Below are 16,571 nucleotides of genomic sequence, written 5' to 3'. Positions count from 1 at the left end.
TATTCTGCAGCGACGCGGACATGGTCCCTCCAGCGTGTGACGGTCAGGCGGCGGCGAGGAGCGCGTCGAGGGCGCGGCGGGCCCGGTCGGCGGCGTCCGGGTCGGCGAGCAGCCGGCTCGCCATGTGGTAGGAGAGCATCACGCCCTGCACGTCCTGGGCGAACTGGCGCGGGTCGGCGTCGGGGCGGAAGTGGCCCTCGCCGATGCCGCTCGTGAAGACCGTGGCGAGGGTGTCGGCCCAGTCGCGCTGCACGCGGACGAGGCTCTCCCGCACCGGGCCGGGCTGGTCGTCGAGCTCGAAGCTCGCGGCGACGAGCGGGCAACCGCCCTCGACGGAGTCCCACGCGAGCCAGCGCTCGAAGAGGTCCCGCACCCGGGGCTCGCCCCGCGGCGCCTTGAGCGCGGGGCGGATGACCTCGTCGACGAACCGGTCCCTGCTGTGCTCCAGCACCTGCAGCTGCAGCGACTCCTTCGAGCCGAAGTGGGCGAAGAGGCCGCTCTTGCTCATGCCGGTCTGGGTGGCGAGCGAGCCGATCGTGAGCCCGCAGAGGCCGACGCGGCGCGCCAGTCTGCCCGCCTCGTCGAGGATGACCCCGCGGGTCGCCTCGCCCTTGCTCACGAGTGCATTTCTAGCACGACCGTTCGTTCTGGCCCAGCGCCCGTCGCTGCTGGGTGCCACGCGACTGCCCGGTGGTCCCGTCCCCATCCCGCCAACGCCGCGGCGATTGCCCGCAGCCTCGACATCGAAATGACGCGTCTCAGTTCGAGATCGAACACGCATGAGGTCTACGCCGTCCCGGTGGACAACGGGAGTACTGCGGATCACCGTCCCCACCGTCACCGCCCTCCGGCCGCGCACGGCAGTGCCACCGACATCGGAGGGATGGCCGCGTGTCGCGCTACAGCGAGCGCAGCGCCAGGTACACGTCCACCCGGTCGGCCAGCTCCGCCAGGTTGCGGCCCGTCAGCTCCTCGACCCGGCCGATGCGGTAGCGGACGGTGTTCACGTGCAGGTGCAGCCGCTGTGCCGCCCGGCTCCACGACCCCGAGCACTCGAGGAACGCCTCGAGGGTCTCGCGCAGGCCGGCCCCGGTGCGCGCGTCGTAGTCCAGGACGGGTTCCAGCACGCGGACCGCGAAGGCGCGGCGGACCTCGTCGGGCACGGCCGCGAGCAGCGCGACGTGCGTGGTGACCTCGGCGCCGGTGACGACGTGCACCGGGCCGGGCCGGCGGGCCGCCAGCTCGCGCGCGTGCCGGGCCTCCTGGAGCGCGCCGGACAGCGCCTCGATCGGCGCGGGCCTGCTCACGCCGACCGTGAGGCGGGCCGGCCCGAGGCCGGGCCCGAGCCGGCGCAGCGCCGCGGCGAGCTCCGCGTGGGAGGGCGCGTCCGGCGGGCCAGCGGGCAGCAGCGCCACCGCCAGCCCGTCGTGCACGCCGACCACCGGGGGGCCGACGTGCGCCACGGCGTCGACGAGCACGGAACGGGCGGTCTGCACCCGATCGGCCGTCCCGAATCCGGCCACCGCGACGACGAGCGGCGCGTCCGGGTCGAGGCCCGCCTGTCGCAGCCGCACGGTGACCTCCGGCCGGTGGGCCGAGCCCGCCGCCACGAGCCCGATCGCGTCCTCGGCGATCTCCCGGGCCAGTCGCAGGCCCTCGCCGCGGCGGGCGCGGTCGAGCGCGGTGATCGCGACCAGCTCGCCCACGATGTCGCCGACCTCGTTCTCCCAGCGGGTGCAGTCGTCGTCGGCGGCCACGAACCACGACGTCACCCGCTCCTCGGACGCGGGACCCACCGGGAACACCGACCGCCCCCCGCCGGGCACGACCGCCGGCAGCCGGTTCGCGGTGAGGAACGTGGTGACGGCGGCGTCCAGCTCGGGGCCGGCGAGCGGGATTGGGCCCGCCACGACGGCGCGCCCCGTGGCGGAGAGCACTCGGATCACCACCCCGGTGGTCATCGAGACCTTGGCAGCCAGCTCGTCGAGCCCGAGCCCGCCCGCGACGGCCGAGAGCAGCCGCCGCTGCCGGCCGAGGGTGAGCGCGAGCCGGTCGCCGCGGGCGGCCGTGAGCGCGCCGACCACCAGCTCGGTGACCGCCGCGAACGACACCTCCTCGGGCACGGCGAGCAACGCGAGGTCGTGCCGGCGGCAGGCCTCGACCAGGTCGTCCGGGATGCCGTGGAACACCGCCTCGCCCGCGGCGAGCGCCACGGCCCCCGCACCTGCCACGGCGGCGACGAACCGCTCGCTGTCGGCCGGCTCGCGGCGCCAGACCAGCCCGCTGATCACCAGCTCCCCGCCGGACAGGTAGCGGGCCGGGTCGATCAGGTCGGTGGTGTAGACCCAGCGGACCGGCCGCTCCACCGCGTCCCCCGAGCTGCCGGCGTACAGCAGCCGCAACCCCAGTGCGGGGTTCGCCAGCAGGTCGCGCAGCCGCATTGGAGGAACCTACAACCCATTCGGGGTGCCGGGTCGGGCGATTCGTCACGACGGCGACTTCTGCGCGTCGCGCGGGAGCGCTCTACTTCCTGGCATGGACTTCCTCGCCCCCACGACGTGGGCCGACGCCCTCGCGGCGAAGGCCGAGCACCCGGACGCCGTGCCGGTGGCCGGCGGCACCGACGTGATGGTCGAGATCAACTTCGACCACCGCCGCCCGCCCGCCCTGCTCGACCTCACCCGCGTGCCCGACCTGCAGGAGTGGGGCACCGAGACCGACGGGCGGGTGCGGCTCGGCGCCGGCGTCACCTACACCCGCGTCATCGACGAGCTGGGGGACCGGCTGCCCGGGCTCGCGATGGCCGCGCGGACCGTCGGCTCGCCGCAGATCCGCAACCGCGGCACGGTGGGCGGCAACCTGGGCGCGGCGTCGCCGGCCGGGGACAGCCACCCGCCGCTGCTGGCGGCCGACGCGGAGATCGAGCTCGCCTCCGTGCGCGGCGTGCGGCGCGTCCCGGCGGCGGAGTTCTACACGGGTGTGAAGCGCAACGCGCTCGCACCCGACGAGCTGATCGCGGCCGTCCTGATCGCGCCTGCGAGCGGGCCCCAGCAGTTCTGCAAGATCGGCACCCGGAACGCGATGGTGATCGCCGTGTCGGCGTTCGGGCTGGCCCTGCACCCGGGGCGGCAGGCCGTCGGCACCGGCATCGGCTCGGCGGCCCCCACTCCACGCCGGGCGGTCGCCGCCGGGGATTTCCTGGCGGGCGAGCTGGCCGCGACCGGCCTGTGGGAGTCCCGGGGCGCGCTGCCCGAGGGGCTCGCCGTGGAGTTCGGGCGGAAGGTACGCGACGCCGCCGCCCCCATCGACGACGTGCGCGGCAGCGCCGCGTACCGCCTGCATTCCCTGTCGGTGATGGCGCGGCGCGCCGCCACCTGGGCGTGGGACGACTACCGGAGGGCTGCCTGACATGCGGATCGACCTGACGATCAACGGTGAGCGGCGCGAGGCCGACGACGTGTGGGAGGGCGAGAGCCTGCTCTACGCCCTGCGCGAGCGGCTCGGCCTGCCCGGGTCGAAGAACGCCTGCGAGCAGGGCGAGTGCGGCTCCTGCACGGTCTACCTGGACGGCACGCCGGTGTGCTCGTGCCTGGTGGCCGCGGGGCAGGCGAACGGGCGCGAGGTCACCACCGTGGAGGGCCTCGGCTCCGGGGAGGACCTGCACCCGGTGCAGCAGGCGTTCGTGGAGCGCGGCGCCGTGCAGTGCGGCTTCTGCACGCCCGGCCTGATCGTCTCCACGCACGACCTGCTGCAGCGCAACCCGCACCCGTCCGACCCGGAGATCCGGGAGGCCCTCGCGGGGAACCTGTGCCGCTGCACCGGGTACGAGAAGATCATGGATGCGGTCCGGACCGCGGCGGAGCGTGCCGAATGATCGTCATCGAGGGCGCGCACGTCGTCACCGTGTCCGGCGAGGAGCACCCGGGCGGGCACGTCGTCGTGGAGGGCAACCGGATCACCGCGGTCGGCGCGGGGCCCGCGCCGCGCGCGGAGGGGGCGCGCGTCGTGGACGGGCGGGGCTGCCTGCTCACCCCGGGCTTCGTGAACACCCACAACCACCTCTACCAGTGGGTCACCCGCGGGCTCGCCGTCGACTCGACGCTGTTCGAATGGCTCACCACGCTCTACCCGGTGTGGGCCGGTATCGACGAGCGGGCCGTGCACGTGGGCGCCGCGGGGGCCCTGGCCCAGCTCGCCCGCACCGGCTGCACCACCAGCACCGACCACCACTACGTGTTCCCCCGCGAGGGCGGTGACCTGCTCGGGGCCGAGATCACCGCCGCCCGCGAGGTCGGGCTGCGCTTCCACCCCACCCGCGGCTCGATGGACCTCGGGCAGCGCGACGGCGGGCTCCCACCCGACCACGTCGTGGAGGACCGGGACGCGATCCTCGCCGCGTCCGAGGAGGCGATCGACCGCTGGCACGACCCGGCACCCGGCGCGATGCTGCGCATCGGGCTGGCGCCGTGCTCACCGTTCACCGTCACCGGCGACCTCATGCGCGAGGCCGCCGAGCTCGCCCGGCGCCGTGGCGTGCGGCTGCACACCCACCTCGCCGAGACCCTCGACGAGGAGGACTTCTGCCGCGAGCGGTTCGGCTGCACACCCCTGGAGTACGTCGAGGGCCTCGGCTGGACCGGTGAGGACGTCTGGTTCGCCCACGCCGTCCACCTCGACGACGCGGCCGTGAAGCGGATCGGCGACACCGGCACCGGCGTGGCCCACTGCCCGTCCTCGAACGCCCGGCTCGGCGCCGGCATCGCCCGCACCCGCGACCTGCGTGACGCCGGCGCCCGGATCGGCCTCGGCGTGGACGGAGCGGCCAGCAACGAGGCCGGGAGCCTCCTCGAGGAGGTGCGCCACTCGGTGCTCTTCGCCCGCGCCGTCGGCGGCCCCGCCGCGCTGTCCGTGCGCGACGGCCTGGAGCTGGCCACGCTCGGCGGCGCCGCCGTGCTCGGGCGCACCGACGAGATCGGTTCCATCGAGGTGGGCAAGCTCGCCGACCTCGCGCTCTGGCGGCTCGACGGCCCGGCCCACGCCGACGTCGCCGACCCCGTGGCCGCGCTCGTGCTGGGCGCCCCGCCGCCCCTCGAGCTGCTGCTCGTGGACGGGCGGCCGGTCGTCGAGCGCGACCGGGTGCTCACCGTCGACGCGGACGCGCTGGCCCGCGAGGCCCAGGCGGTCCACCGTGAACTCCTGGAGAAGCCATGACCAGTACGGAAACCAGGACCGCCGGCCGGATCGGGGACAGCCCGCTGCGCCCGGACGGCACGCTCAAGGTCACCGGTGAGTTCGCGTACGCCAGCGACCTGTGGCACGACCAGATGGTCTGGGGCGTCACCCTGCGCAGTCCGCACCCGCATGCCCGGATCGTCTCCATCGACATCGGACCCGCGCTCGCGCTGCCCGGCGTGTGGGCCGTGCTCACGGCGGCCGACGTGCCCGGCGAGAACTCGGTCGGGCTGGAGCACCAGGACACCCCGGTCCTGGCCGCCGAGGTCGTCCGCTACCAGGGTGAGCCCGTGGCCCTGGTCGCCGCCGACCACCCCGAGACCGCCCGGCGGGCCGCGAAGAAGATCGTGGTGACGTACGAGGAGCTGCCCGCGGTCACCGACCCGCGACGCGCCCTCGACGCGGACGCGCCGCACGTGCAGGCCGGGGGCAACCTCGTGCGGCACCTGAAGCTCCGGCGCGGTGACCAGGACCCGGCCGCACCCGTCGTCGTGGCGCTCGACTTCGAGGTCGGCATGCAGGACCAGGCCTTCCTCGGGCCGGAGTCCGGGCTCGCCGTGCCCGCCGAGGACGGCGGCGTGGACCTCTACGTCGCCACGCAGTGGCTGCACGTCGACCAGCGGCAGGTCTGCCGGGCCCTCGGGATGGGCGCGGACGAGGTGCGGCTGCACCTCGCCGGGGTCGGCGGGGCCTTCGGCGGGCGCGAGGACCTGTCGATGCACGTCCACGCCTGCCTGCTCGCGCTGCACACCGGCAAGCCGGTGAAGATGAGCTACTCGCGCGAGGAGTCGTTCTTCGGCCACGTGCACCGCCACCCCGCCTGGCTGCACTACGAGTTCGGCGCCGAGCGCGACGGCACGCTCGTCTACGCCAAGGCCGACCTGCTCTTCGACGGCGGCGCCTACGCCTCCTCGACGCCCGCGGTGGTCGGCAACGGCGGCACGCTGGGGCTGGGGCCGTACCGGATCCCGAGCGTGCGCGTCGACGCGCGCGGCGTGTACACGAACAACCCGCCGTGCGGCGCGATGCGCGGGTTCGGCTGCGTGCAGGCCGCGTTCGCGCACGAGGCGCTGATGGACGAGCTGGCCGACGCGGTCGGCGTCGACCGGGTGGAGATCCGCGCCCGCAACGGCATGCGCGAGGGCGACGTCAACACCACCGGCCAGGTGATCGACTCCGCGGCCCCGGTGGCCGAGCTGATCCGCACGGTCCGCGACCTGCCCCTGCCGCCCGAGCCCGGGACCGCGCGCGACCTGCGGGACCTGCCCGGCGGGGTTTCCAACACCACCCACGGCGAGGGCGTGGTCCGCGGTGTCGGCTACGCGGTGACGTACAAGAACGTCGGCTTCTCCGAGGGCTTCGACGACTACTCGACGGCCCGCGTGCGCCTGCAGGTGATCGGCGGTGAGCCGGTGGCCACCGTGCAGACGGCGGCGGCCGAGGTCGGCCAGGGGCTGATCACCGTCGAGCAGCAGATCGTGCGCACCGAGCTGGGCATCGACCGGGTCGTCGTGGCGCCCAAGGACACCACCGTCGGGTCCGGCGGCTCCACGTCGGCGTCGCGCCAGACCTACGTCACCGGTGGCGCGGTGAAGGCCGCGTGCGAGGCGGTGCGCGCCGCGGTGCTGGGGCGGGCGTCCACCGTGCTCGGCCGCTCGGACCTGCGGCTGGACGGCGTGAAGATCGTCGATGTCGGCGGCGAGGTGCTCGCCGACCTCGTGGAGGTCCTCGGCGAGGACACCGTGGAGGAGACGGTCGAGTGGCGGCACCGGCCGACGCACCCGATCGACCCCGAGACCGGCCAGGGCGACGCCCACGTCCAGTACGCGTTCTCCGCCCACCGGGCCGTCGTGGACGTCGACGTCGACCTCGGCCTCGTCAAGGTCGTCGCGCTGGACACCGCGCAGGACGTCGGCAGGGCGATCAACCCGGACGCGGTCGTCGGCCAGATCCAGGGCGGCAGCGCCCAGGGTATGGGCCTCGCGCTGATGGAGGAGGTGGTGGTGCGCGACGGCGTCGTGCAGAACCCGTCGTTCACCGACTACCTGATCCCCACGATCCTCGACATGCCGCCGATGAAGATCGAGGTTCTGGAGTACGCCGACCCGCACGCGCCGTACGGTGTCCGTGGTGTGGGTGAACCCCCGACGATCTCCAGCGGCCCCGCCGTCGCGGCCGCGATCCGGGCGGCGACGGGGAAGGCCCTGCGCCGCGTCCCGATCCGGCCGGAACACATCACGGGGGTTTGACCGACCATGCCACTGATGTTCCTGAACGGCACCGCCATGTCCGGCGGCGCCGACCACCACCTCGTGGGCGGTGCGCCGCTGGTCGCCCGCACGAAGACGGCGCCGCGCTACCGGTTCCACGCCGTCGGCGGGAAGTACCCGGCGCTCGAGGACGTCGGCGAGGGTGGCGCGGCCGTCGAGGGCGAGGTCTACGACCTGCCCTACGAGCAGCTGCGCGAGGTGCTGCTGCCCGGTGAGCCCGACGGCCTGGAGCTGGGGGTCGTCGAGCTGGCGGACGGCAGCGGGTCGCTGGCGATGGTCCTGCGCCGGGAGTACCCGCGGCTCCCGCCGCTCGAGGACATCTCCGAGCTCGCGAGCTGGCGTTCCTACCAGGAGAAACAGTGATCGTCATCCGGGCGCGGCGGGCCGTCGTGGACGGCGCGGAGGGCCCGGCGGCAGTCCTGGTGTCCGGGGAGCGCATCCAGGCGGTGCTGCCCTACGACACGCCCCTCGACGCCCCCGACGACACCGAGGACGTGATCCTCGCCGACGACGAGGTCCTGCTCCCCGGGCTGGTCGACACGCACGTGCACGTCAACGAGCCGGGCCGCACCGAGTGGGAGGGCTTCGCCACGGCCACCCGGGCGGCTGCCGCGGGTGGCGTCACGACGATCGTGGACATGCCGCTCAACTCGCTGCCGCCCACCGTCGACGTCGCCGCGCTGCAGACCAAGCGCGCGGCGGCCGACGGGCAGTGTGCCGTGGACGTCGGGTTCTGGGGCGGGGCGGTCCCCGGCAACGCGGGTGAGCTGGCGAAGCTGCACGCGGAGGGCGTCTTCGGCGTCAAGTGCTTCCTGCTCGACAGCGGGGTCCCGGAGTTCCCGCCGCTCGACGCGGACGGCCTGAGGGCCGCGCTCTCGGCCGTCGCCGAGTACGACGGGCTGCTGATCGCCCACGCCGAGGACGGCGAGGCGGTCCGCCCCGCATCCGGCCGCCGCTACGCCGACTTCGTCGCCTCCCGGCCGCCTGAAGCCGAGGACGGGGCGATCGCGATGCTCCTGCGGCTGGCCCGCGAGACCGGGGCGCGGGTGCACGTCGTGCACCTGTCGGCGGCGTCCGCGCTGCCGCAGCTCGCCGCGGCCCGGGCCGGGGGACTGCCGGTGAGCGTCGAGACGTGCCCGCACTACCTCGCGCTCACCGCGGAGGAGGTGCCCGACGGCGACACCCGGTTCAAGTGCTGCCCGCCGGTGCGCGAGGCGGCCAACCGGGACGCGCTGTGGCAGGGCCTCGCGGACGGCGTGATCGACATGGTGGTCTCGGACCACTCGCCGTCGCCGCCGGAGCTGAAGCACCTCGATACCGGCGACTTCGGCGCCGCGTGGGGCGGCATCGCGTCGCTGCAGGTCGGGCTGCCGGTCGTGTGGACGGAGGCCCGGCGGCGCGGGCACCGGCTCGCCGAGGTCGTCGAGTGGATGGCGCACGCGCCCGCCGCGCGCGTCGGGCTCGCCCGCAAGGGCCGCATCGCCGCGGGCGCCGACGCCGACCTCGTCGTCTTCGCACCGGACGCGCCGTACACGGTGGGGGAGCTGCACCACCGCCACCCGGTCACCCCGTACGCGGGCCGGGAGCTGACCGGCGTGGTGCGCCGGACCTGGCTGCGCGGTGCGCCGGCCGACGGGGTGCCGCGGGGGCGGCTGCTCCGACGAGGGGAGGACCGATGACGGACTTCCGGGAGCTGCCCGATCTCGCGCTGCGTTCCGCGGGCGGCGCGGTGGTGTACGCCAACGACGACGCGTTCGCCGCCAAGGAGAACCTGATCACGCCGGGCCGGCCCGCGTTCGACCCGGCCACGTTCGGCGCGCAGGGCAAGGTCTACGACGGCTGGGAGACCCGCAGGCGCCGTTCCCCCGGGCACGATGAGGCGATCGTGCGGCTCGGGGCGGCCGGGATCGTGCACGGGGTCGTGGTCGACACGGCCTGGTTCACGGGCAACTACCCGCCGGAGGTGGCCGTCGACGGGATCCGCGCCGACGGCGTCGTCGACGCGGAGGACCTGCGGGACTGGCAGCCGCTGGTGCCCCGCAGCGCGGTGAAGGGCGACTCCGACAACGCCTTCGCGGTGGACCACCCGCGCCGCGTCACCCACGTCCGGTTGCGGATCTTCCCCGACGGCGGGGTCGCCCGGCTGCGGGTGCACGGCGAGGCCCTGCCCGACCCGGACCTGCTGGACGCGCTCGGCACCGTCGACCTCGCCGCCCTCGAACACGGCGGCCGCGTGGTGGCCTGCTCCAACGCGTTCTACGGCTCGCCGAACAACCTGCTGCTGCCCGGCCCCGCCCGCACGATGGGGGAGGGCTGGGAGAACGCGCGGCGCCGCGACGACGGCAACGACTGGGTCGAGGTGGCGCTCGTCGCGGAGGCCGGGCTGGTGCTCGCCGAGCTCGACACGAGCTGGTTCCTGCACAACGCGCCCGGCTGGGCGGCGCTCACCGGCCGCACCGCCGACGGGGGCACGGTCGAGCTGCTGCCCCGCACCCCGCTGCAGCCCGACACCCGCCACCGCTTCCGCGTGCCCGCAGACCCGGTCACGCACGTCCGGATGGACGTCTTCCCCGACGGCGGAATGGCCCGCCTTCGCCTGCACGGCGCGCTCACCCCGAACGGCCGCGCGGATCTCGCGGCCCGCTGGTCCTAGCCCCGATGTCAGCCCGAACGCACTTCCGGGGAGCCGCCGCCGCTGCGAAGCAAGGCGGGGGCTCGCCGGGGACAACACCGCCACGTTCATGTCGCGTGGCGTCGTGAAAGTGGCTTTGCTGACACCTACCCGGAGGTCTCATCGGTGAGATACACCGTCAACTGCTCCATCCTCTTCACCGAGCTGCCCCTGCTCGACCGGCCCGCCGCGGCGAAGGCCGCCGGCTTCGACGCCGTCGAGTTCTGGTGGCCCTTCCCCACGGCCGCGCCTGCCGACGGCGAGGTCGACCGCTTCGTGCGCGCGATCGAGGACGCGGGCGTGCAGCTCACCGGACTCAACCTGGCCGCGGGTGACATGCCGGGAGGCGACCGCGGGCTGGCGTCGTGGCCGGGGCGGGAGTCCGAGTTCCGCGACAGCATCGACATCGCCGCCGGCATCGGCAAGCGGCTGGGCACGCGGGTGTTCAACGCGCTGTACGGCAACCGGGTCGAGGGCGCCGACCCGCGCGACCAGGACGAGCTCGCCGTGCAGAACCTCGCCCGCGCCGCCGCCCTGCTCGACGGCACAGTGGTCCTCGAACCGCTGTCCGGCGCCGACCGCTACCCGCTGCGCACCGCCGCCGACGCGCTGGCGGTGGCCGACCGCCTCAACGTGCCGAACGTCGCGCTGCTGGCCGACCTCTACCACCTGTCCGTGAACGGCGACGACGTCGCCGCCGTGATCCGCGACCACGCGGCCCGGATCGGGCACGTCCAGATTGCCGACGCCCCCGGCCGCCACGAGCCGGGCACCGGCGAGATCCCCTTCGACGCGCACCTGTCCGCCCTCACCACGGCCGGCTACACCGGCTGGATCGGGCTGGAGTACGTGCCGTCCACCGACACCGACCACGCGTTCGACTGGCTCCGGGAGGAAGAGCAGTGACCACCGCAAATCCGACCACCATCGCCTTCATCGGGCTCGGCATCATGGGTGCCCCCATGGCCGGCCACCTGATCGACGCCGGCCACGACGTGGTGGGCTACAACCGTTCCCGGCCCGCGGTGGACCGGCTCGTCGAGCGCGGCGGGCGGGCCGCCGACAGCGTGGCCGACGCCGTGCGCGACGCCGAGGTCGTGATCACGATGGTGCCGGACAGCCCGGACGTCGAGGACGTGTCGCTGGGTGACGACGGCATCTACGCCACGGCGAAGCCCGGCACCCTGCACATCGACTGCTCGACCATCCGCCCCGACGTCGCGCGCGCGGTCGCCGCGGCCGGGAACGAGCGCGGCGTCCGCGTGGTCGACGCGCCCGTGAGCGGCGGCGAGGCGGGCGCGAAGGAGGGCTCGCTCTCGATCATGGTCGGCGGCTCGGCCGAGGACGTCGAGGCGGCACGCCCGTACCTGGACGTCGTGGGCGGCACCGTCGTGCACGTCGGGCCGGCGGGCGCGGGCCAGACCGTCAAGGCGGCGAACCAGCTGATCGTCGCCGGCAACATCCAGCTGCTCGCCGAGGCGCTGGTGTTCCTCGAGGCGCACGGCGTCGACACCGCGGCCGCCACCGAGGTGCTCGGCGGCGGGCTCGCCGGCAGCACCGTGCTGCAGCGCAAGGCCGCGGGCATGCGGGCCCGGGAGTTCGCGCCCGGCTTCCGCATCGACCTGCACCACAAGGACCTCGGCATCGTCACCGCCGCCGCCCGCGAGGCCGGCGTCACCATCCCGCTCGGGGCGCACGTCGCGCAGCTGGTCGGGGCACTGCGGGCCATGGGCCACGGCGACCTCGACCACAGCGCGCTGCTGCTGCTGGTCGAGCGGATGTCGGGAAGGAGTACGTGATGGCACAGCCACGAGGCACGACGCTGCGGGCGGTCGACGCCGCCGTCGCGATCCTGCGCCGCGAGGGCGTCGCGCACCTGTTCGGCGTGCCGGGCGCCGCGATCAACCCGTTCTACGACGCGGTGCGCCGGGACGGCCACCTGCAGCACGTGCTCGCCCGCCACGTCGAGGGCGCCGCGCACATGGCCGACGGCTACAGCCGGACGGCCGCCGGGAACATCGGCGTCTGCGTCGGCACGTCCGGGCCCGCGGGCACGGACATGATCACCGGTCTCTACGCCGCCGCGGCCGACTCCGTCCCGCTGCTCGCGATCACCGGGCAGGCGCCGGTGGCGCGGCTGCACAAGGAGGACTTCCAGGCCGTCGACGTCGCCGCGATCGCCGCTCCCGTCACCAAGTGGGCGGTCACGGTGCGCGAGCCGGGGCAGGTCCCGGGCGCGTTCGCCCAGGCCTTCCACCTGATGCGCTCGGGCAGGCCCGGGCCGGTGCTGATCGACCTGCCGCTGGACGTGCAGCAGGCCGAGATCGCCTTCGACGTCGACACCTACGCCCCGCTGCCGGTGCACCGCCCTGCGGCCACCCGCGCCCAGGCGGAGAAGGTCCTCGACATGCTCGCGGCGGCGGAGCGGCCGCTGATCGTCGCGGGCGGCGGGATCATCGGGGCGGACGCCTGCGCGGAGCTGGTGGAGCTGGCCGAGCTCCTCGACGTGCCGGTGGTGCCCACGCTCATGGGCTGGGGCTCGATCCCGGACGACCACCCGCTCACGGCGGGCATGGCCGGGCTGCAGACGGCGCACCGCTACGGCAACGCCACGCTGCTCGCATCCGACCTGGTGCTGGGCATCGGCAACCGGTGGGCCAACCGGCACACGGGCGGGCTCGCCGTCTACCGCGCCGGGCGCACGTTCGTGCACGTCGACATCGAGCCGACGCAGGTCGGCCGCGTCTTCGCACCCGACTACGGCGTGGTCTCCGACGCAGGTGCGTTCCTGCGCGAGATGCTCGCCGCGGCCCGCGCCCGCGCGCTGCCGAGCCGCACGGCGTGGGTCCGCGAGTGCGCGCGGCGCAAGGGCTCGATGCAGCGGCGCACCCACTTCGACGACATGCCGATCAAGCCGCAGCGGGTGTACGAGGAGTGCAACCGGGCGTTCGGGCCCGACACGCGCTACGTCACCACGATCGGGCTCTCCCAGATCGCGGCAGCCCAGTTCCTGCACGTCCAGCGGCCGCGGCACTGGATCAACGCGGGGCAGGCGGGCCCGCTCGGCTGGACCGCCCCCGCCGCGCTCGGGGTGCGCGCCGCCGATCCGGAGGCGTTCGTCGTGGCCGTCTCCGGCGACTACGACTTCCAGTTCATGATCGAGGAGCTCGCCGTCGGGGCCCAGTTCAACCTGCCCTACCTGCACCTCGTGCTGAACAACTCCTACCTCGGCCTGATCCGGCAGGCGCAGCGGGCGTTCGACATGGACTACTGCGTGCAGCTCGGCTTCGACAACGTCAACGCGCCCGGGCTGGGCAAGTACGGCGTCGACCACGTCGCCGTCGCCGAGGGGCTGGGCTGCAAGGCCCTGCGCGTCACCGACCCGCGCGAGCTGCCCGGCGCCTTCGCGAAGGCCCGGGAGCTCATGGCCGTGCACCGGGTGCCGGTCGTCGTCGAGGTGATCTGCGAGCGCGTCACGAACATCGCCATGGGTACCGAGATCGACGCCGTGCAGGAGTTCGAGGAGCTCGCCACCACGCGCGCCCACGCCCCGACCGCGACGGTGCCGCTCGACGCCTGAGCCGTGTCAGCGGTTGCGGCGGGTCGGTCAGCCGCCAGAACGCGCGGGAGGCGTATGCGAAGGCGCCGTCGAGCACAACCCCGATGCCGTGGGAGGACGCCGCTGCGACGATCGCGTCGAGATCCGCTACGTCGCCGAGACGCTCGTCGACCACCTGGTGGGTCACCGTGTCGTAGCCGTGCGAGACGGACGCGAAGATCGGTCCGAGCAGCATCCCATCGGCGCCGAGCGAGGCCACGTGCGGCAGCCATTCGGCCAGCTCACGTACGGCCTGCGGCAGGTCCGGTCGGTGCCTCCCTGATCCCCGCCGAGAAGTCCGAGCGGGAAGGCATGCCAGAGCAGCGTCGGCTCGCCCCGGTCTGTCACCCTTGATCGTCCCGGCACATCCTCCGAGCCTAGGCGCGCCCCGCGGGGCAGGGCGGCCGCCCCGTCAGCCGGGTTCGGAGACCGGGCGGAACCAGCGGCCGGCCGCGAGCCGGGTGTCGCTCGCGCGCATCCCGCGCAGGTGGGGGGCGAGGATCGGGAGGTCGGCGAGCACGGCGGGGGTGAGCTGGGCGCCGGTGGCGGGGCGGGCGACGAAGTGGCCCTGCACCAGGTCGCAGCCCTGGCGGCGCAGCTCGTGCAGCTGCCCGGCGCGCTCGACGCCCTCCGCCACCGTGCGCAGGCCGAGGTGGCGGGACAGTTCGAGCAGGCCACGCAGGAACCAGCGTTGCTGCTCGTCGTGGTCGATGTGGGCCACGAAGGACCGGTCGATCTTCACGGTGTCCACGGGGGTGCGGGCGAGCCGCGAGAGCGTGCTGTAGCCGGTGCCGAAGTCGTCGAGCGCGATCCGGACGCCGAGCTCGCGCAGCCGGTGCATCACGTCGACGGCGTTGGCGGGCCGGTTGTTCACGGCCGTCTCGGTCATCTCCAGCGCGAGCTGGCCGGGGGAGATGCCGTAGCGGCGCAGGACCCCCGCCACGCGGTCGGGCAGCCCGCTGTCGCCGAACTCCGTGGGGTCCACGTTCACCGCGATGCGCAGCCGCCGGTGGGCGAGCCCGGCGTTCCACAGGCCGAGCTGGGCGCACCCCTGCTCCAGCATGAGCGCGGTGAGCTGGCCGGACAGGCCCGCGGCCGCGCAGGCCGGGATGAACGTGGACGGCGGGACGGCCTCGCCCTCGTGGGTCCACCGGGCGAGCACCTCCATGGCGGAGATCCGTCCGGACACCGGGTCCACCACCGGCTGGTAGATCGCCTGGACGTCGCCGCGGTGCAGGGCGTCGGCGAACGCCTCCGGCAGGGGCGGGCGGACGCGGCGCACCGAGTGCCGCCCGTTCCGGCCGGTCGGATCCCCGTCGAGCGCGGCGGTGTGGGCGGCGACGTCCCCCTTGCCGGACGCCTTCACCGCGTACATCGCGACGTCGGCGCGGTGCACGAGGGTGGCGGCGCGGGTGGCGGCGTCGGTGCCGGTGTCCTGGCCCGGCTCGACGGTGGCCACGCCGATGCTCGCCGACACCGCCACCGACCGGCCGTGCACGTGGAACGGGTCGCGCAGGGTGGCCAGGAGCCGCCGGGCGGCGGCGGTCGCGTCGTCGCCCTGTTCGACCAGCACGGCGAACTCGTCGCCGCCGAGGCGGGCCAGGGTGTCGGCGCTGCGCAGCGCCCCGCGCAGGCGGCCCGCGACGGCGACGAGCAGCGCGTCGCCCGCCGCGTGCCCGAGCGTGTCGTTCACGGCCTTGAACCCGTCCAGGTCGACGAAGGCCACGGAGACGGGCTGCCGGGTGCGCTCGGCCCGGTCGAGGGCGTGTTCGAGCCGGTCGAGGAACAGCGCCCGGTTGGCGAGGGAGGTGAGCGGGTCGTGGAAGGCGAGGTGGTGCAGCTCGACCTCGCGTTGCCGGATGGCCCGCGTGAGCTCCTGGTTCTCCCGCATCGTGACGTACTGGCGCCCGAGGACGAGCAGGACCAGCGCCGCGACGCAGGCCACCTCGACGCCGTCGAGCCCCACGCCGCCCGTGGCCTCCAGCGCGACGAGCACCGCGGCGGCCGCGAGCGGGAGGTAGGGCAGCAGCCCGGCGCGGACGGAGTCGCGGGGCGCGGGAGCGCTGTGGAACTCCGTCGGTGGACCGCCCTGCACGAGCGAGCCGGCCAACCCGAGCAGGCAGAACGCGATCCGCCATCCCCACTCGACGATCGATCCGGTGGCGTAGGCGCCCACCGCCACCTGGTAGGCGAACGCCGCGTCGGAGGCCGCCACCGCGAGCACGGCCGCGCCGAGCAGGCCCCAGCGCAGCGGCGAGTCGCGGGTCTGGGCGAGCGTGAGGACGGTGACGCTCAGCAGGACCGCGTCCGCCACGGGGTAGGCGATCGCGGCGGCGGCGTGCGCCAGGTCGCCGGAGGACCCGATCACGGGGTCGAGGACCGTGACCCAGGCGACCAGCCCCACCGCACACCCGACCAGCAGCGCGTCGAGCACGCGGCGCGGCGTGGCGAGGCCGGAGCCGGTGGGGGCGAGGAAGGCCAGTCCCACCAGGGCGGCGGCCGGGAAGCCGAGGAAGCCGGCGTCGGCCACCGACGGGTACGGGGTGGGGACGGCGAGCACTTCCTCGTAGAGGGTCCACACCGCCTGCCCGGCCGCCCACGACCAGCACGCGACGGCGAGTGCCCCCCAGCCCCGGCGGATCCGCCCGGCGCTGCGCCGGGCCGCGCCGAAGCACAGCACGCCGGCAGCGGCGAGCAGCGCGAGCACGCCGAGGTTGGCCACCAGCCGCCGCGCGTCGCCGTCGAGCACCGCGCCGAGCCCGCCGAGCGCCAGCAGGGCCACGGCAGCCGCGGCGGCCGC

At 74.8% G+C, this 16,571-nt stretch carries 14 protein-coding genes; 10 read left to right on the top strand and 4 right to left on the bottom strand.

All coding sequences use genetic code 11. The annotated features are described in order from the left end of the window. Window positions 1-43: 43 nt before the first annotated feature. Together ABEA81_RS34795 and ABEA81_RS34790 are read right to left on the bottom strand one after the other, a co-directional pair. Window positions 44-619, bottom strand: coding sequence for a TetR/AcrR family transcriptional regulator (locus ABEA81_RS34795; RefSeq protein WP_345611150.1), 576 nt, complete (start codon window positions 617-619; stop codon window positions 44-46). 280 nt (window positions 620-899) lie between these two features. Further along, complete coding sequence (locus ABEA81_RS34790) at window positions 900-2,441, bottom strand: PucR family transcriptional regulator (protein ID WP_345611149.1); 1,542 nt, start codon at window positions 2,439-2,441, stop codon at window positions 900-902. 94 nt (window positions 2,442-2,535) lie between these two features. On the opposite strand from ABEA81_RS34790, the gene ABEA81_RS34785 reads away from it, so the two are divergent. The 10 genes from ABEA81_RS34785 (at window position 2,536) to gcl (ending at window position 13,753) form a co-directional block, all read left to right on the top strand. Beyond that, a complete protein-coding gene (locus ABEA81_RS34785; RefSeq protein WP_345611147.1) occupies window positions 2,536-3,408 on the top strand; it encodes an FAD binding domain-containing protein in 873 nt (290 codons plus the stop codon). Window position 3,409: 1 nt separating this feature from the next. Beyond that, on the top strand, window positions 3,410-3,874 hold the full coding sequence (locus ABEA81_RS34780; protein WP_345611146.1) for a (2Fe-2S)-binding protein: 465 nt from the start codon (window positions 3,410-3,412) through the stop codon (window positions 3,872-3,874). Further along, entirely contained in the window at window positions 3,871-5,211 is a 1,341-nt protein-coding gene (locus tag ABEA81_RS34775) for an 8-oxoguanine deaminase (protein ID WP_345611144.1), read from the top strand. Before ABEA81_RS34780 ends, ABEA81_RS34775 begins: the two co-directional genes overlap by 4 nt. Then, entirely contained in the window at window positions 5,208-7,481 is a 2,274-nt protein-coding gene (pucD, locus tag ABEA81_RS34770; RefSeq protein ID WP_345611142.1) for a xanthine dehydrogenase subunit D, read from the top strand. Before ABEA81_RS34775 ends, pucD begins: the two co-directional genes overlap by 4 nt. Window positions 7,482-7,496: 15 nt before the next feature. Beyond that, the gene (locus tag ABEA81_RS34765; protein WP_345611140.1) at window positions 7,497-7,865 is read left to right on the top strand and encodes an allophanate hydrolase-related protein; all 369 of its coding nucleotides are present in this window, start codon (window positions 7,497-7,499) and stop codon (window positions 7,863-7,865) included. Continuing rightward, window positions 7,862-9,181, top strand: coding sequence for an allantoinase AllB (gene allB / locus ABEA81_RS34760; protein ID WP_345611138.1), 1,320 nt, complete (start codon window positions 7,862-7,864; stop codon window positions 9,179-9,181). The genes ABEA81_RS34765 and allB overlap by 4 nt, the downstream gene beginning before the upstream one ends. Continuing rightward, window positions 9,178-10,155 carry an allantoicase gene (gene alc / locus ABEA81_RS34755; protein WP_345611137.1) on the top strand — a complete coding sequence of 326 codons (978 nt, stop codon included), beginning with the start codon at window positions 9,178-9,180 and terminating at the stop codon, window positions 10,153-10,155. Before allB ends, alc begins: the two co-directional genes overlap by 4 nt. A gap of 144 nt (window positions 10,156-10,299) precedes the next feature. Continuing rightward, window positions 10,300-11,079 carry a hydroxypyruvate isomerase family protein gene (locus tag ABEA81_RS34750; RefSeq protein WP_345611134.1) on the top strand — a complete coding sequence of 260 codons (780 nt, stop codon included), beginning with the start codon at window positions 10,300-10,302 and terminating at the stop codon, window positions 11,077-11,079. Then, complete coding sequence (locus ABEA81_RS34745) at window positions 11,076-11,972, top strand: 2-hydroxy-3-oxopropionate reductase (protein WP_345611132.1); 897 nt, start codon at window positions 11,076-11,078, stop codon at window positions 11,970-11,972. The genes ABEA81_RS34750 and ABEA81_RS34745 overlap by 4 nt, the downstream gene beginning before the upstream one ends. After that, the gene (gene gcl / locus ABEA81_RS34740) at window positions 11,972-13,753 is read left to right on the top strand and encodes a glyoxylate carboligase (RefSeq protein WP_345611130.1); all 1,782 of its coding nucleotides are present in this window, start codon (window positions 11,972-11,974) and stop codon (window positions 13,751-13,753) included. The genes ABEA81_RS34745 and gcl overlap by 1 nt, the downstream gene beginning before the upstream one ends. Here gcl and ABEA81_RS42825 read toward each other — a convergent pair. Next, window positions 13,647-14,000 (bottom strand): alpha-amylase family glycosyl hydrolase, encoded by a 354-nt coding sequence (locus ABEA81_RS42825; RefSeq protein WP_425570795.1) that lies wholly within the window; start codon window positions 13,998-14,000, stop codon window positions 13,647-13,649. The two genes, gcl and ABEA81_RS42825, sit on opposite strands and share 107 nt — an antisense overlap. A gap of 183 nt (window positions 14,001-14,183) precedes the next feature. After that, window positions 14,184-16,571 (bottom strand): putative bifunctional diguanylate cyclase/phosphodiesterase (locus ABEA81_RS34735; RefSeq protein WP_345611128.1); only part of this gene is annotated, 2,388 nt, incomplete at its 5' end.

Origin of the sequence: Pseudonocardia adelaidensis (assembly GCF_039543345.1) — a bacterium.
GTDB lineage: Bacteria > Actinomycetota > Actinomycetes > Mycobacteriales > Pseudonocardiaceae > Pseudonocardia > Pseudonocardia adelaidensis.
This window is presented reverse-complemented; position numbering and strand designations above follow the sequence as displayed.

Coding starts and splice junctions, on each gene's coding strand:
- alc (WP_345611137.1), top strand. CDS start 9,178: ATGACGGACTTCCGGGAGCTGCCCGATCTCGCGCTGCGTTCCGCGGGC.
- ABEA81_RS34775 (WP_345611144.1), top strand. CDS start 3,871: ATGATCGTCATCGAGGGCGCGCACGTCGTCACCGTGTCCGGCGAGGAG.
- ABEA81_RS34790 (WP_345611149.1), bottom strand. CDS start 2,441: ATGCGGCTGCGCGACCTGCTGGCGAACCCCGCACTGGGGTTGCGGCTG.
- ABEA81_RS34785 (WP_345611147.1), top strand. CDS start 2,536: ATGGACTTCCTCGCCCCCACGACGTGGGCCGACGCCCTCGCGGCGAAG.
- ABEA81_RS34765 (WP_345611140.1), top strand. CDS start 7,497: ATGTTCCTGAACGGCACCGCCATGTCCGGCGGCGCCGACCACCACCTC.
- pucD (WP_345611142.1), top strand. CDS start 5,208: ATGACCAGTACGGAAACCAGGACCGCCGGCCGGATCGGGGACAGCCCG.
- ABEA81_RS34780 (WP_345611146.1), top strand. CDS start 3,410: ATGCGGATCGACCTGACGATCAACGGTGAGCGGCGCGAGGCCGACGAC.
- gcl (WP_345611130.1), top strand. CDS start 11,972: ATGGCACAGCCACGAGGCACGACGCTGCGGGCGGTCGACGCCGCCGTC.